Source organism: Rhodohalobacter halophilus, assembly GCF_001715195.1.
Taxonomy (GTDB): Bacteria; Bacteroidota; Rhodothermia; order Balneolales; family Balneolaceae; genus Rhodohalobacter; species Rhodohalobacter halophilus.
The window spans coordinates 12,412-28,336 of record NZ_MDWE01000011.1; the positions used below are offsets into that span (position 1 = coordinate 12,412).

Genomic DNA, 15,925 nt, shown 5'->3' on the forward strand with positions numbered 1-15,925 from the left:
AGTTGCGAACAAATTAATTCGCTGTTAGCCGCAGAATCAACGGAATTGAGCTCATTTCAGAGGGTTTTTCCCGCATAAAGTTGAGTTCGAATAGCTCCCCTTCAATCCACGGATCCACGAACAGGTCGTAATCTTTTGAGCCGGGATTTCCACTCTGTCCTCCGGGGTAAACTCCATATCCGCGAACGCCGTTTGGATCGAGCTCAACAACCATACGCCAGGAGGGCCCATGACTTCCCCAAATTGCATTCACGGATTCATTGCTTCCGTCAGTATAGATATTGTAAATGCCAAGGCCGGGAATTTGACCGAGATGATTGAGGTTCGTGTTATTATAGAATCCCCACTTCCATTCTGATTCTACAACTCCAAACTGTTCTCGAAGATTGTTCAATGCTTTTTCAAATGCAGGATTAACATGGTCAGAAAAAATTTCAATGTTCTCCGTATCAGGATCATCGAACCAGGGAGACTCGGGGTTATTAATGATGAGATCAACTGTCACGTCACGGTCGGGTCTTCTCATTGGAATTTCAGTTCGGAATTTACTGCTCCAGATACTTCTGTAAAGTTCTTTCCACCACTCTCTGAAAATGGTTGGGGCAATCAGGTCTCCAAGATTTTGATAATCCCACTCATTGAGCTCATTTGAAAGATTCAGGTCGGCTTCATCCAGTCTATTTACATCTAAGGCGCTAAGCATGGCAGGCAGAACACGTTCAGCATGATAGCTGTAGGAGTCCATTAGCAGATCACTGAAATCCTGAACAGTAATGTTTTCCATTTCAGAAAGCCGGTCATTAATCCGGCGGCCACGTTCAAACGGTGCAAATGATTCACCCAAATAGTATGGATAATCCTCTGAGGTGGGATATTGATTTGCAGCACTTAAATATCCCCGTTCCGGATTCAATGCATATGGATTGTGTTCATATGGAATATAGACTGACCAATCATATTGAGAATCGGAACCGTCGCTTACGGTCCTGCCCTGGAACTCCCATTTGAGAGGGAATTTACCGCCGGTTTGAATGGCAATATTTCCATCCGTCCCGGCATAATTCATATTTTGGGCGGGAGCTTTATAGGTTTCGAAAGCCTCCCTGAAATCTTGATAACCCTCTCCCCGATTCAATTTATAAAATGTAAGAAGCTCGTTGGATGGTTCATGCCCAATCCATGTAAGTGCATGATCTCGCTGAATGGTATTGGAAACGGGTGTCTCTTCCCGGGATTCGTACACCGGCCCATGATGTGTGAATAGGATTGTATCCTGAACGACACTACCCGATTTAGATCGGATTTCTTCGATACGCTCTTCAGTTGGGAGCCACTCTCCATCATGGAGGTAATGAGTTCTATCATCATCACGGAAAGTTATTTCGTACCAGTCCATTACATCAGCCCCGGTATTTGTGGAGCCCCACGCAATGTGTTCATTAAATCCGACTATTACGGTTGGCGTACCTTGCAGACTTACGCCATAGACGTTTTGGCTGGGAGTATGGAGCTGAACCTCATACCAAATGGAAGGCATACTCATATTCAAATGCATATCGTTGGAGAGAATCGGGTACCCACCTTCTGTTTTACTCCCATCCACTACCCAGTTGTTGCTTCCGTTGAAGGGGTGTGGCTGCCAAAGCTCAATCTGTTCTGCATAAGAGGGTTGGTGGAGCACCTCCGGCTGAGGGACAGTTTTAGGTTCAAAATTCCACTCTGTTTCTTCCGGTACGATCGGGTCCATCAGTTCCGGCCGTTTACTTAAAAAATCATTTACAAAATCCTCTCCGAGATGAGCCATTGTATTACTGGTTTGCACGTCCTCTGATCGTGCGGCAAGCATCTGGGTCATATATTTCAGTAGCAGGGCTGTATTAATCGGTTTCCACTCAGCCGGTTTAACGTTTAAAATTTTGTACTCGATCGGATAACGATCATAACTGAGCGACTGAATGTAGGTATTCACTCCGTCCGCATAGGCGTTGACCGCATTGGATACAATCGGATCAGAGCTGATCTCTTCCATAGCCCGCTCAGCTCCATAAACCATGCCGAGCCTTCGCTGATTTTTGTCATATTCGATTAGATCATCACCCAGCCACTCAGCCAGATACCCACCGGCAGCCCGGATTTGTAACTCCATCTGAAATAGCCGGTCGCGTGCGGTTACATATCCCTGGGTGAAGTAGAGATCGTATTCGTTTTGGGCGAAGATGTGCGGAACCCCTCGCTCGTCATAAAACACATCAACATTATCCGATAAATGCTCTGATGTAAGGTTGATTTCCCCTTGAAGTGCCGTTGTTTCTGCATTCCCCCAAAAACCACTTTTGGGATGAAAAAATGAACCTGCAGGCGGGAGTGGGCCCAGTGGGTTTACGTAGAGATAAAGAGTGGCAATGAATAGGAGTGAAAAAAGTAGTGCCGAAATTTTTGGATTCAGACTCATCAGATTGTTTTTGAATTAGACAAGTCAACGTTACCAAAATTGCCCGAGACGGAAAAGTCTACTTATTCACCCTTTTCAACAATTAAAAAGAGAGTACAATCCCGTTCTTTAGCTCATAGGTCAGTTTAGGTACATCAATGACGGGCTCAACGTCATAAGTCATCGTAAAGTTTACCCTGAACGTGAGCGAACGGCTCATGCGGATATTCAGCTGATTTTCTGAGGTAGCCCTGGGTTTGAAGAATCTGTCGGGGCGCGCCTGGTAATAACCGATCATTGTAAGAGAGGTTTGTTCGTTAAGATCTCCCCGGATGACCAGATTACTTGTACTTTTAAGGAGTTCGTTCTGAACACTCACCTCATTATTGAGCCCCCAGTCTTCGTATTCATACATCAAGCCGGTAGAAAAATGACCGCGGAGATGGTCTCTGCTGAGGAACGTATATCGAACCCCGGCGCCGCCAAGTGCGCGATTCTGCAATCCCAGGTTGTTGTTGTACTGATACTGAGTGAAGATTTCGGGAGAGAGAGTTTTTTCGCGTTGGAAGGTAGCTCGCAGGTGAACATATCCATTACTGACCAGAGAGTTGCCATCTACGTTTACCAAGTCGATACTGCTGAGCATCAGGTAGCTGTGCCGGTCGGAAAAGTAGGAGGCGTTGGCTTGGCCACCCACTTTGATGACCCGGTCGTTGTATTTATTCAATGAGAAGTCGGTGCCCAGTTCACCGGTCCACCCGTTACTGTTTCCGTCGGCACGGTTTCTCTCAACATTTAATACCTGTGAAGATGCGAGCTCTGCGGTGAAAAGGAGAGCCACAAATAGCGTCAGGGATTTTAGTAGTAGATTCATGTAAAACGGTTGATTGTAGATATTAAAAAAGTGCACAGCATGTACTCCGGAATAGTAGAGAGATGTGTGCACTTAACGTAAAATTTTATTCAAAGAGTTTTTTAAAATCGGAATTACCAGAGAAGCATTTTCATGCAAAAAACACTTCCGCCGCTCTTGATGTACTCAAACGTGCTGTATTCGTGTACAGAAAACCCTGCATCACGCAACTTTTGATTCACATCGGTGCAGCCTTGCTGAATCAGTACGTTTTTCCCGTCCGGGCAGGTAGCGTTGACAGCAAAAAGTTTTTCAGCTTCGTACTGTGTAGCTTCAATTACGTTGTCAAAAAGTTTGTAAATCATCTCCAGCCCTTCTTCCTGAAAAGCGTCAGGATAGATTAGTACGCTATTTTCATTCAGCATGGCCATGCAGGTGTCGAGATGATAAAATTTATCATCCGTCAACTCCAATGCCACAACGGGTGTATTCAGTTTGTCGGATATCTGGTCATACGCCTTGAGGGATGAACGGAATCCATACCCGCCCCAAAGCAGACGCTTTTTAAAATGCCAAAGTGCATCACCCATGCCTTCAAAATCGTCTACTTCTGAGCTATCCAGGTAATCAATTTCATATCCCATCTGACGATAAAACTTTTCAATGTGAGGAACTTCATCCTTTCGCTCGGCGGAGTGCATGATACTCATGAGAACTTTCTTTTTCCCATTTTCATCAATAAAAGGAAGGCTCTGATTCGCGCAGAACACCATGTCGGGTAAACCCTGAACCCCATCCAGTTTGTGAACAGTAAACCCAAGTTCCTCATAGCCATCCACCAAGTGCTCCCATTCATTCTGAGCCTGCATCTTATCCACTCGTCCCACGTGATCTTTCATATGCGGGTTGATGACATACTCAACATCAAAATAGGTAGGTTTAACGGTTAGCACCTGTTTTGGCGCCGGCATGGACGGGATATCAGAAAGAGTAAAATCGATTTGTGCCGCAGAAGTGTATATTTTTTTCATAGGAGTCATTTATTGGATGATTTCTCTCAGTTAGACCTGAGTGAATAACCGGTCAGGGTTTGTTCACGTACATAAGAGCTTATAAGGTTAAGAAATTTACCTGCCATCTTCCACAGCGCCTGTTTAGAAAATTCTGTTTTTGACGATAATGGTGAAAAAGGATAGGTTCCCACATGCTACTAAATCCAGATCTGTTATCGCAGCTTGCCCCGCTCGAGTTGAAAGCCCGAAGAATTGTTGAAGGGTTTATATCCGGTCTTCATAAAAGTCCGTATCACGGATTTAGTGTGGAGTTTGCCGAACATAAACCCTATAACCAGGGAGACGATTTTAAACACATTGACTGGAAGGTGTATGGAAAAACCGAACGGTTTTATGTGAAAAAATATGAGGCGGAAACCAATCTCCGGGCTCATGTTGTACTGGATATCAGCAGCTCTATGAATTACAAATATTTTGCTGATTGGAGTAAACTCACCTATTCCGTCCACTATGCGGCAGCCTTGATGCACATGATGAATCGACAGCGTGATGCGTGTGGTTTGGTTCTTTTTGATGATCAGGTTCACGAGATGATTCCTCCAAAGTCTTCCTACACTCACTTGAGAATGCTTTTCAATCGATTGAAGAAAGTGATGGAGGATAATCCGGGGGCTGAAGAGGTCAGGCGATCGGCATCTGCGGATGCACTCAACCAGTTAGCAGAAAACCTTAAGCGGAGAAGCCTGGTTGTAATAATTACCGACCTTTTTGAAAACGTGAAGGGTCACGATGAACTGATTTCGTCTTTACGTCATTTGCGGCATAAGCGGCACGAAGTGTTGTTGTTTAATGTGTTGGAGCATAAGAGTGAACGTGATCTCGATTTCCCGGATGGGCAATATCTGTTTGAAGATATGGAGACCGGCCGGCAGCTCGAGATGAATCCGGCGCAGTTTAGAAACTCCTATCAACAAAAAGTTGAGGAGTACACACGAAAGTTTAAGATAGCTTGCAGCGAGGCAGGCGTGGATTTTGAGGAGATCGATACGCAAAAACCGTTTGATCTTGCTCTTCTGGCCTATCTGAACAAGCGAAAACGGTTGGCCTGATCAGGTGACACGAACGCGTTTCAGTAGTTTGCTGAACAAGCCCGGAACAAATCGTTTCAGGTAAACACCCATCAATTCAGCTCCGCCAAGATAGATCTCATCTTTCCCGGCGGCTAATTTCGGAATCAGCTTTTTGGCAAATTCCTCCGGAGGCATGGCGTTTTTCTGCCCTTTCCCCATCTTATTAAATTTTTCACCCGACCCGGTCAGTGCATTGATGGTTACGTCTGTTTTTACATAACCGGGACAAACCAAGCTGACATTAACATTGTGTTCATATAGCTCCTGACGCAGCGAATCAAAATAGCCGTGCAGAGCATGTTTGGAAGCCGCATAGGTAGAGCGGAATTTTGTGCCAAACTTTCCCATCACACTGCTGATGACCACAATGTGGCCTGATTTCTGTTTAATCATCTCGGGAAGAAGTGCTTTGGTTAGGCCAACGGTGCCGAAAAAGTTGACCTCCATCACCTTTCGAACGGTAGACATTTCAGTATCGACGGCGTAGGATCGCTGACTGACACCACCATTGTTGATGAGCATATCAACATGGCCATACATGGCGAGTGCCTCAACTGCCTTTGCTTCCATTTGATCTGCCTCAGCTAAGTCCAACGGTAAAATCTTGACACTCTCCTCGTGGTTTGAGCAGTTTTCCTTCACTCTTTCGAGCTCCCCGGTGCGCCTTGCCGAGAGAATTAAATGTGCTCCTTTCTTGTTAAACTCATACGCTAAAGCTTCACCAATTCCGGATGAAGCTCCGGTAATCCAAATAACTTTTTTCCGAAGTCCCATTTTAAAAAAATTGATTCTATTTGTATAGAATATAGCCGATTCAAGGGCAACTCTAAATCAATTTGTGAAAGTCCGGGATGATATTCTGAATCTGATGCTGAATCTCTTATTTTAAGATAGTCTTAACCCGAAAAAGTATCGATCTGAAAAACATGCAGCCAAAACAGACAATTCTACTTGTAGAAGATGAGGTGGAGCCGGCAGAGATGCTCGCTAACTATCTTGAAATGAATAACTTTAACGTTTTGATGGCGCATGAGGGAAAAAAGGCACTGGAGCTGATAGAGAAACATGCGAGCGATATTCACCTGGCGGTGCTTGATATTATGGTGCCTCATGTTGACGGTAAAGAGATCTGCAGTGTGATCCGTAAACATCCGGTGATGAGTGACATTCCGGTCATTTTTCTTACTGCAAAGGATAAAGAGAAGGATGAGATAGAGGGGTTGGAGCTGGGAGCCGATGATTATATTTCCAAACCGGCAAGTTTAAAGCTCGTGAAAGCTCATATAGAATCACTTCTGCGGCGACAACAGCCACAAACCAGCAAGTGGATACAGTATGGCGACCTTTTTCTGGATACAAGTGGAAAGGATCTCTATTACAAGGAGAGTCGGATTGAGCTGACATCCACCGAATACGCCATTGCAGAGATGTTTTTTCAAAACCCGAAACGTGTCTACTCCCGGCAGGAGATTCTGGAACACATTGGCGGTGATGATCGATTCGTATTTGACAGGACTGTGGATGTTCACATCAAAAACCTCAGACTTAAGCTTGGGGAAGCTTCAGATATGATTAAGACCTACCGGGGACTGGGTTACGGCATGAACCGGGATCTGTTATAGTATGAGTATACGTTCAAAACTTGCCTGGACATTCATTCTGCTACTGATTTTTGGTATTACGGCTATCAGCAGCTACTCCATTCTGTTTATCAGAAATTATCTTCTCACCGAAGGAGAGCTTCAAATTATAAACGATACCGAGTGGCTGTCCATCACCATTCAAAACTTACGGATTGATGGAGATTTTGAAACCAACCTGAATGAAGCCGCACGGACCTCGGGGTACAAAATTGCCGTGTATGATCAGGATGGGGAGCTATTTGCTGAGGTGCCATACCATTCGGAGCGTACGGCACCTGGCCAGATCGATGGAATGACGTCATCTTTCGAACAGTCGGAACGGGGAGTTTTGCTCCAAAACAGATCGGATAGCGATGAGTTACGGGCATTCTATGAGGTTCAGAACTCTCAAAATCCTATACGATATCTTCTGATCAGTATTGAAAAAGATCAGATATATGAACCCATAAAAACAATTCGGTGGATTATATACACGGGGATGTTCATCTCCATATTTCTGGTGATATCTGTGAGTATTTTGTTTTCGCGATACATTGCCAGTCCCATTTTACAGCTCGAATCTGCCGCCCGCGACATTGCGGAGGGGAATGTGGACCGAACACTGAATTTGGATCGGAAGGATGAGTTTGGGCAGTTGGCGAAATCACTGAATCGAATGGCGGAGCGGTTTAGGTCGGATAATGAAGAGATGAAAAAACTGTATGAAAAACAGAGTCAGTTTTTCGCCGACATCACGCACGAAATTCGCAACCCGCTTCACACAATTTCGGGTTCGCTTGAGATGCTGGAGCTGAACAGTTTAACGGATGAACAGAGAGAGCACTACCTCAAAACGGCTGCGCGGCAGGCAGAGAGAATTAACCGGCTTTTTGTTGATTTAAAAACTCTTCAGCACTACGATTCTGACTCACATTTTATTGAGAAACAGAATTTTGATATCAAGGAAATTGTCACTCAGGTGGTGAGTATATATCGAGTAAAAGCGAAGGAGAAGGGAATTGAGATCAAATACGAAGGGGATTCTGCCAGAGTTTATGCAGATCCCAATAAGATAGAGCAGGTACTTGAAAACTTGATTTCGAACGCGGTTAAGTATACAAACAGGGGCAAAATTAAGGTGCGTGTAGAAAAAGGCAGCGATGATTGCAGTGTTTTTATAGATGACACCGGGATTGGAATTTCAAACGAGCATCTCGACAGGCTTTTTGATCGATTTTACAGAACAGACAAGGCTCGCTCAAGGGATAAGGGGGGCACCGGTTTGGGGCTTGCAGTAGTAAAGAGCATTCTGAGTGCACACGGCACTGATATTCAAGTAAATAGCACTCCCGGTAAAGGCTCTTCGTTTTGGTTTACCCTACCGGCTTCGGGCTGACAACAGCCGGTGAACATACGAAGCTGTGAGCCCGCCAATTAACGGACTGAAAAGATAGAAGGGCAGGTTGATGTAGAAACTGCCGTTGTTTAAAAAGTCAGCTGAGGCATATCCAATGCTCAATGCGGGATTCAGGCCTATTCCCGAATAAATTTCTGAAAAGAGATAACAAGCACCGAGAGTTCCGCCTACCATCAAACCATATACCGGATTTTTTCTATTCTTGTTTGGATAGATGAACTTTAAAAAGGTGAGTACAAAAATAAATGAGAAGAAAAACTCTACAGCGGCAAACTGTAGAAGTCCGGTGCCGGAAGCGGGTTCGGTGAGGAATGTGGATCCGTTCAGCCACCAAATAAAGCCGGCTGCTGCTATCGCCCCGGTAATTTGAAAAGTGAAATATGGAAACAGTTTACTTGTTGGGATTTCGTCAGAAGCCCAGGAGGCAAGGGTTACGGCAGGATTAAAATGCGCCCCGGAGTGGTCTGCTCCAATGTAAACCAAGGCAGCAAGTAATAGACCAATTGCCAATAAGTTACCGGAAATCCCTAAAGCTGTTACCAATAAAAAAGTACCGAAAAACTCGATAGAATATTTGAGCATGCAGAAAGGTTAATTATCTCTACGCCCGAATCTACTTGAACTATTACCAAGTATGCAAATAAAATGCTCTTATTTTTGAACGATTAAGGTCAGAACTTGTAAAAATTTCACGCAATCTCGCTTTACTTTAGTTTCCACACAGAAAATCAATTATATGTTTGTAAGTAAATATATCGCAGTTATTTACAAAGGGGTTTTAATTTAGATGGGATCTAAATGTGAATTGGAGAAGATTATCGTATAGAGCTCTTCACGATCGCTTCACAAAAAAAGGGTTAATTTCCCGACTGTAAAACCCCAAAAATAGATCTCTTGAATCATGCGTATTGGCGTAGTTTTGATGAACCTGGGCGGGCCGACCCATGAAAATAATGTTCGAACATTTTTAAAAAATCTCTTCAGTGACGAGGATATCATCAAGCTGGGGGGTGGGACAACTCAAAACATTTTTGCAAATGTTATTTCGAAGTTTCGTGCCCCGTCTGTCGCTGAGGACTACAAGGAGATCAACGGATGCCCAAAAGGGTGTACGGGAAACAAACACTGCTTCAACCGGCAGAATAAGGAGGTTTCTACCTGCTGTTCCCCGATCAACGGATTGACGGAGAGTCAGCGTCGTGGTCTGGAAAAGATGTTCAAAAAGATACTTCCGGAGCATGAGGTTAAAGTTTACACCTGTATGCGCTACTGGCTTCCATTTGCAGATCAGATCATGGATGACATGGTGGAGGATGGAATAACGCACACGGTATTAATGCCTCTCTACCCTCAGTTTTCCTGGACAACCACCGGTAGCAGTTTCAGGGACTGGGAGAATTGGATTCAGAAGAAATTTCCTAACGGTGATAAGCCGTGGAAAGAGTTTCATGTGAAGAACTATTACAAGAACGAGGAGTATTTGAGTGCCATTAACGATCGAATTGATGAGGCACTATCTGAGCTGGATGAAGAGACTCGCGAAAAGACGCACTTTATTTTTAGTGCGCATGGAACACCACTGCTCGAGGTAAGAAGCGGCGATCCTTATACGGTTGAAATAAAAGAGACGATGGAGGCTGTGATGGAGCGGCGAGAGGATAAAAACTCCTACTGGCTTGGTTTTCAGTCAAAAGTTGGGCCTCAAAAATGGACGCAACCCAATACGGAAGAGTTGGTGATGCGTCATATTGAGTATGGTATTAAAAACTTCCTGATGATTCCGATCGCTTTTGTAACGGATCACATTGAAACACTTTATGAGTTGGGTGTTGAATTGGTTGAGGATCTGGAAGAGGAAGGGTACGAAATTGAAAACATCAAGGTGATGAAGGGGCTGAATGATCACCCCGGATTTATTAAGGCGTTGGCAGAAGAGACGTTAAATGTACTGAAGCATGAAATTCCGGCCGATGCTGTAGAATGGGATAACACTGAAGCGAAAAAGAAAGCAGCAACAACATAATTAGGATGGTTCATCCAACGATACAGGATTTTGTAGTTATTGGGATCAATCACTGGGATGCACCGGTTGAAGTTCGGGAGAAGTTCAGCCTGAGTGATGAAGGGAAAGATCTGTTGATTCAGGGTGCCCGGCGTGAAGGGATTAACAGCCTCTTTCTGGTTTCTACGTGTAATCGCACGGAGATCTTTGCCCAGAATGTATCCACCCGGGAACTGATTCGCCTCCTGACCAATTATTCGAATGGAACTCTGGATGAGTTTCATCGATATGGGTTTGAACACGAAGGTGAGCGTGCAGTTCAGCATTTGTTTAAAGTGGCAACCGGACTGGATTCACAGATACTGGGTGACCTACAGATTGTAAAACAGGTAAAAGAGGGATACGAATATGCCGCCCGGCAGGAGATGGTATCGGGCGAATTTCATCGGCTGATGCAGCATGTGTTCCGGGCTCATAAGCGATCCAGAAATGAGACCTCCCTGGGGCAAGGCGCTGCCACAGTTGCCTATGCGGCCGTGCAATTCGCAATGCGAACCTTTGATAATTTGGCCAATAAAAATATTCTGTTGGTTGGGACCGGGAAAATTGGAAAAGTAACCTGTAAAAATCTGGTCAATCTCGGTGCAAGTAAATTAACGTTGATCAACCGCACCCGCGACCGTGCAGAGTTTGTGGCTGATAAGTTCAATCTTGAGGTTGCCGATATGGCAAATTTACCCGAGCAAATTGCTGAAGCCGATCTTGTAATTGTGGCAACCGGTTCAACCGAACCTGTAATTCGCCCCGAACACATGCAGCCGTCGATGGAGAACCCGAAATTTAAGGTGATGCTCGATCTGTCTGTTCCTCGAAATATTGACCCAAATGTGGCTACTCTCGATTTTGTGGATGTTGCCAATATGGATATGCTTGGTGATGTGACTGACGAAGCGTATAAAAAAAGGGAGCAGCAGGTGCCGGCGGTAAAAAAAATTATCAGTGAAGAGTTTTCTGACTATCAGCTTTGGCTGAATGAACAGCGGGTTGTACCTACGATCAAAGCGTTAACACAGAAGTTTGAATCGATCCGGGGGGATGAATTGGAGTTTTTCCGGAACAAGATTGAGACGGATGATTTTGATAAAATTGAGAATATGACTCGCCGGATAGTGAATAAAATTGCTGCTTACAGTATAGAGCACCTGAGGGATCATCACGACTCCGAAGAGGTGGCCGAGATGGTGAAAGAGATGTTTAAACTCGAAGCCCGGAACGGAAATCATGAGTAAACAGATCATTCGTATTGGCACCCGCGACAGTGAGCTGGCCACATGGCAAGCCAAACTTGTTGAGACGGAACTTAAAATCCTTGGATTTGATGCAGAGCTTGTTTTTGTAAAATCGGAGGGGGATCTTGATCTTACAACTCCACTTACCGAAATGGGCGGGAAAGGAGTTTTTACCAAAGCCCTGGATGACGCACTTCTCGAGGGAAGAATTGACCTCGCCGTACACTCCTACAAAGATCTGCCAACGGAAAACCCACTGCCGCTGAAAATCAGTGCGGTGATGGAGAGGGAGGATCCCAGGGATGCGCTTGTGGCTCCCAAAGGAGGAGCAATTTTAAAAGATGAAGGTATTGGCGCGGTAGTGGCAACCAGTTCGAACCGGCGCCGTGCACAGTGGCTGCATCGTTATCCAAATCATGAAATTACAAATATACGCGGGAACGTGAATACCCGGCTTCGGAAAGTGAAAGAAAATGGCTGGGATGGAGCAATTTTTGCTGCAGCCGGGCTGAAACGAATCGGACTAGATCATCATATCTCTCAATATCTTGATTGGATGGTGCCGGCCCCGGCCCAGGGTGCAATGGCCGTGATGATTCGTGAGGATGACGATCAAATGTATAAAATTACATCAAAGCTGAATCACGAACAGACGGCTATTTGTACATCTATAGAGCGCGAACTCTTAAACGAAATGGAAGCCGGTTGCAGTGCACCTGTCGGGGCATATGCCGAAATAGATGGAAATCAGCTCCATCTCGCTGCCGTTGCACTTACTGTAGATGGAAAAACACAATTTGATATAGAGCTGTCTTCCGGCGTTGATGAGAGCGAAGGGCTAGGCAGAGAAGCCGCCCGTAAGCTGCTCGAAATGGGGGCAGCTGACATCGTATCTGATCTGCGTTCCTGAATTCAATCCATTGAACCTATGCCTACCGCCGGAAGTCATAAAATTTTGGTCACCCGGGATTTGTCAGATGATCAGATAACCCTTGCCGAAGAAGTTGGCCTGAAAGTAGTGATTGAGCCGGCCATCGATTTTGAATTCCGAACCGACTGGAGTTCGGTGGTAGCCACAATTGACGAGTCGGCCAACCCGATTTTTGCATTCACTAGCCAAAATGGAGTAACCGGCCTGAAAAAACTGCTCAGCCGGGGATACCAGCTTCCAAAAGAATCGGTTATTTATGCAGTGGGCGGAAAAACAGCAGAAGCTTTGAGTGAGCTGGGTTTTACAGCGATTATACCTGAACTGCAGTATGGAGAGCATTTAGGCCGAAAAATTGCAGAAGATGTTCAAGCTGCTGACATCAAGGATGTGACGGTTATTCATTTTTGCGGAAATCGACGGCGTGAAGAGATGCGGCAGGTTCTGGAGAATTCCGGAGTAAAGGTAAAAGATATTGTAGTGTACAACACAATTCTAAACAACATGGATATTAACCTTGATGGCGTTGAAGGAATCCTCTTCTACAGCCCAAGTGCAGTGGAGGCATTTCGGAAAAGCGGAGGTTTTAGGGGAAAGAATTTGCCGGAACTGTTTGCCATTGGTCAGACAACAGGTCAGGAACTGAGTATTGAATCGGGCCGAAACGTGCATATTTCACCGGAGCCCGATACCGAACAATTATTGAAATTTACTGCCCGGATATTGAGCGAGAGTTCACACAGCGAAAAGGCATAGAAATTGAATAACATTAGATTAAACGATTATGACGAGTAATTTTCCGGAATTAAAAAATGATCTGTTTCTGAGGGCCCTGCGGGGTGAAGAGGTGGAACGGCCACCTGTCTGGATGATGCGACAGGCCGGGCGCTACCTTCCGCAATACATGAAACTTCGTAAGAAATATACCTTCTTTGAACGTGTTGAGACTCCTGAATTGGCTTGTGAAATTACTATCCAGCCAATCGATGAGTTGGAGCCGGATGCGGCTATTATCTTTTCAGACATTCTCACGGTACCGCAGGCGCTGAACATTGATGTGCAAATGGTGCCGGGTAAGGGGCCTGTGATGGGGAATCCAATCCGGACGGAAGATGACGCCTTTGCAATTCTGGCAGAAGATGTGCCACAAAAACTGAGCCATGTTATGGATGCCATCACCCTGACCCGAAAAGAGTTGAATGGCCGGGTTCCGTTGATCGGTTTTGCGGGAGCTCCCTGGACACTCTTTTGCTATATGGTTCAGGGCGAAGGTTCAAAAAACTTTGATAAAGCAAAGTCGTTTCTCTACCAGCACCCGGATGCATCGCGGCATGTGATGAAGGAGTTGACAAAAGCAACGATAGACTATCTGCAGGCACAAGTGAAAGCAGGTGCACAGGCCGTACAGGTGTTTGACTCGTGGGCAGGCCTTCTCAGTCCTGATGATTTTAACGAGTGGGCACTGCCTTACCTGATGGAGATCACCCAGTCAATTAAAGATGTACCGGTGATTCTGTTTGCAAAAGGTTCATGGTATGCTCTTGAGCGGTTGAGCTATAAGAGCGGTGCGGCCGCACTTGGACTCGACTGGACCATAGCTCCGGAATTTGCCCGCGAAATAACAAGAAATCAGATCACTCTTCAGGGTAATTTTGATCCGACACATTTGTTGGCGCCAATCCCCGAAATTGAGAAGAAGACCAAGCGAATGATTGACCGGTTTGGCACGCAGAGGTATATCGCCAATCTCGGGCATGGAATTTTGCCTCATGTGCCTGTAGATCATGCACGTGCATTTGTTGATAGTGTCAAAAATTACTCACAATAGTTTCATTCATAAGTACCCATTCCAATGTCATCCATCAGAAAAGAATTTACCGGCTACATTGAAAATCTTCAGGATGAGATCTGCACGGCACTGGAAGAAATAGATGGTGTAGCTGCGTTCCGGGAAGATTTGTGGGAACGGGACGGAGGCGGCGGCGGACGAACCCGGGTTATCGAAAAGGGAGATGTTTTTGAAAAAGGCGGGGTAAATATTTCAACGGTTTACGGTGAACTGCCCGGTCCTATAAAAAAGCATTTTGATGTAGAACACGGCTGGTTCTGGGCCGGTGGGATTTCTCTGGTTATCCATCCCAAAAACCCCATGGTTCCAACCGTTCATGCCAACTTTCGATATTTTGAGCTCTATGATGATCCGGAAATGAAAACTCGCAAAGATGGATGGTTTGGTGGTGGTGCTGATCTTACACCGTATTATCTGTGGCCGGAGGATGCAGCCCATTTTCACAAGGTCTTCAAAGAAGCATGCGACCGGCACGGGGAGGATTTATATCCAAAGTTTAAGAAACAGTGCGACGAATATTTTTATAATTCTCATCGCGGGGAAGCGCGCGGAATCGGGGGGCTCTTTTTCGATTACTTGAGGGAGGATGATCAGCGCTCAATTTCTGAATGGCAGCAGTTTACCCAGGATGTTGGGTCAGTATTCATAGAGTCATATCTGCCAATCGTAAAAGATCGTATTCAGGAACCCTACAACCGTGCACAGCGATATTGGCAGGAGGTTCGCAGGGGACGGTATGTGGAGTTTAACTTGATTCACGACCGGGGAACACTTTTTGGTTTAAAAACAAATGGCCGGATCGAATCTATCCTGATGAGTTTACCGCCACAAGTTCGCTGGGATTACGATTTTGAACCAAGAGACGGTTCGCGCGAAGCGGAGCTGATCGATGTGCTCAAAAACCCACGGGACTGGGTAAAATAAAAAAGGGCCCTTCATCTCTGAAGGGCCTGGAGTGAAACTCAGTAAATGATTATCCTTGCTGAGTACCATAAAATCGCTCTTTCACAATTTTTCCATTTTCCCACTGCTGTGTGGCAACCTGTTCAATTTTCATTCTACCGCCCTCTTTAAAAGTGACATCCATCCAGCTTTCCACTGCGGTTGTCTCTTCGTCTTCATTGGATGTAATGGCCACAACACCGGCTCCATGAAAATCTTCTACACTGGCAAAGAATTCATTCTCACGGTCGCGATTTTTATCTTTACCTTCCACGGCTGTTCCATCTTCTAAAATCATGGTCACATCTTCGTCGTAATACTTTTCAAAAGCTTCGAGAGCGGTTCCGTTTTGTACGTGATTGTAGACGTCTTTAATTTTTTCTTTTACACTCATGGCAGTCTGTTTTTGTTTAATATGAAATTATTTACACCTAAATAACACGAGTGTT

General features: G+C 45.2%; 15 protein-coding genes. 9 read left to right on the forward strand and 6 right to left on the reverse strand.

The features are described 5' to 3' along the window. Positions 1-13: 13 nt before the first annotated feature. From BG260_RS03580 to BG260_RS03590, 3 genes are all read right to left on the reverse strand, one after another. Positions 14-2,452: a penicillin acylase family protein gene (locus tag BG260_RS03580; RefSeq protein ID WP_069130578.1), complete on the reverse strand. Its 2,439-nt coding sequence runs from the start codon at positions 2,450-2,452 to the stop codon at positions 14-16. 82 nt (positions 2,453-2,534) lie between these two features. Continuing rightward, complete coding sequence (locus BG260_RS03585) at positions 2,535-3,305, reverse strand: DUF481 domain-containing protein (RefSeq protein ID WP_141691508.1); 771 nt, start codon at positions 3,303-3,305, stop codon at positions 2,535-2,537. A 113-nt stretch (positions 3,306-3,418) separates the two neighbouring features. Beyond that, complete coding sequence (locus BG260_RS03590; protein WP_069130580.1) at positions 3,419-4,315, reverse strand: dimethylarginine dimethylaminohydrolase family protein; 897 nt, start codon at positions 4,313-4,315, stop codon at positions 3,419-3,421. Between the two features lie 173 nt (positions 4,316-4,488). On the opposite strand from BG260_RS03590, the gene BG260_RS03595 reads away from it, so the two are divergent. Next, positions 4,489-5,406: a DUF58 domain-containing protein gene (locus BG260_RS03595; RefSeq protein WP_069130581.1), complete on the forward strand. Its 918-nt coding sequence runs from the start codon at positions 4,489-4,491 to the stop codon at positions 5,404-5,406. Here the strand turns inward: BG260_RS03595 and BG260_RS03600 are convergent, their stop codons facing one another. Further along, positions 5,407-6,201, reverse strand: a complete 795-nt coding sequence (locus BG260_RS03600; RefSeq protein ID WP_069130582.1) for an SDR family oxidoreductase — start codon at positions 6,199-6,201, stop codon at positions 5,407-5,409. A 152-nt stretch (positions 6,202-6,353) separates the two neighbouring features. Between BG260_RS03600 and BG260_RS03605 the strand changes: the two genes are divergently transcribed. Beyond that, the gene (locus BG260_RS03605; protein ID WP_069130583.1) at positions 6,354-7,049 is read left to right on the forward strand and encodes a response regulator transcription factor; all 696 of its coding nucleotides are present in this window, start codon (positions 6,354-6,356) and stop codon (positions 7,047-7,049) included. A gap of 1 nt (position 7,050) precedes the next feature. Beyond that, a complete protein-coding gene (locus tag BG260_RS03610) occupies positions 7,051-8,445 on the forward strand; it encodes a sensor histidine kinase (protein WP_069130584.1) in 1,395 nt (464 codons plus the stop codon). Here BG260_RS03610 and BG260_RS03615 read toward each other — a convergent pair. Beyond that, entirely contained in the window at positions 8,428-9,048 is a 621-nt protein-coding gene (locus BG260_RS03615) for an MIP/aquaporin family protein (RefSeq protein ID WP_069130585.1), read from the reverse strand. The two genes, BG260_RS03610 and BG260_RS03615, sit on opposite strands and share 18 nt — an antisense overlap. Positions 9,049-9,367: 319 nt before the next feature. Here BG260_RS03615 and hemH point away from each other — a divergent pair, with 319 nt between their 5' ends. Genes hemH through hemF form a run of 6 tightly spaced genes read left to right on the forward strand, consistent with a single transcriptional unit; the run spans position 9,368 to position 15,458 of the window. Beyond that, positions 9,368-10,489 (forward strand): ferrochelatase, encoded by a 1,122-nt coding sequence (gene hemH / locus BG260_RS03620; protein ID WP_069130586.1) that lies wholly within the window; start codon positions 9,368-9,370, stop codon positions 10,487-10,489. Between the two features lie 5 nt (positions 10,490-10,494). Continuing rightward, positions 10,495-11,757 (forward strand): glutamyl-tRNA reductase, encoded by a 1,263-nt coding sequence (gene hemA, locus BG260_RS03625; protein WP_069130587.1) that lies wholly within the window; start codon positions 10,495-10,497, stop codon positions 11,755-11,757. Then, complete coding sequence (gene hemC, locus BG260_RS03630; RefSeq protein ID WP_069130588.1) at positions 11,750-12,667, forward strand: hydroxymethylbilane synthase; 918 nt, start codon at positions 11,750-11,752, stop codon at positions 12,665-12,667. The genes hemA and hemC overlap by 8 nt, the downstream gene beginning before the upstream one ends. Positions 12,668-12,685: 18 nt before the next feature. After that, the gene (locus tag BG260_RS03635; RefSeq protein WP_069130589.1) at positions 12,686-13,441 is read left to right on the forward strand and encodes a uroporphyrinogen-III synthase; all 756 of its coding nucleotides are present in this window, start codon (positions 12,686-12,688) and stop codon (positions 13,439-13,441) included. A gap of 28 nt (positions 13,442-13,469) precedes the next feature. Further along, positions 13,470-14,513, forward strand: coding sequence for a uroporphyrinogen decarboxylase (gene hemE, locus BG260_RS03640; protein ID WP_069130590.1), 1,044 nt, complete (start codon positions 13,470-13,472; stop codon positions 14,511-14,513). Between the two features lie 33 nt (positions 14,514-14,546). Next, a complete protein-coding gene (gene hemF / locus BG260_RS03645; RefSeq protein WP_069130694.1) occupies positions 14,547-15,458 on the forward strand; it encodes an oxygen-dependent coproporphyrinogen oxidase in 912 nt (303 codons plus the stop codon). A gap of 49 nt (positions 15,459-15,507) precedes the next feature. Here the strand turns inward: hemF and BG260_RS03650 are convergent, their stop codons facing one another. Then, positions 15,508-15,870, reverse strand: a complete 363-nt coding sequence (locus tag BG260_RS03650; RefSeq protein ID WP_069130591.1) for a SnoaL-like domain-containing protein — start codon at positions 15,868-15,870, stop codon at positions 15,508-15,510. Between the last annotated feature and the right edge of the window lie 55 nt (positions 15,871-15,925).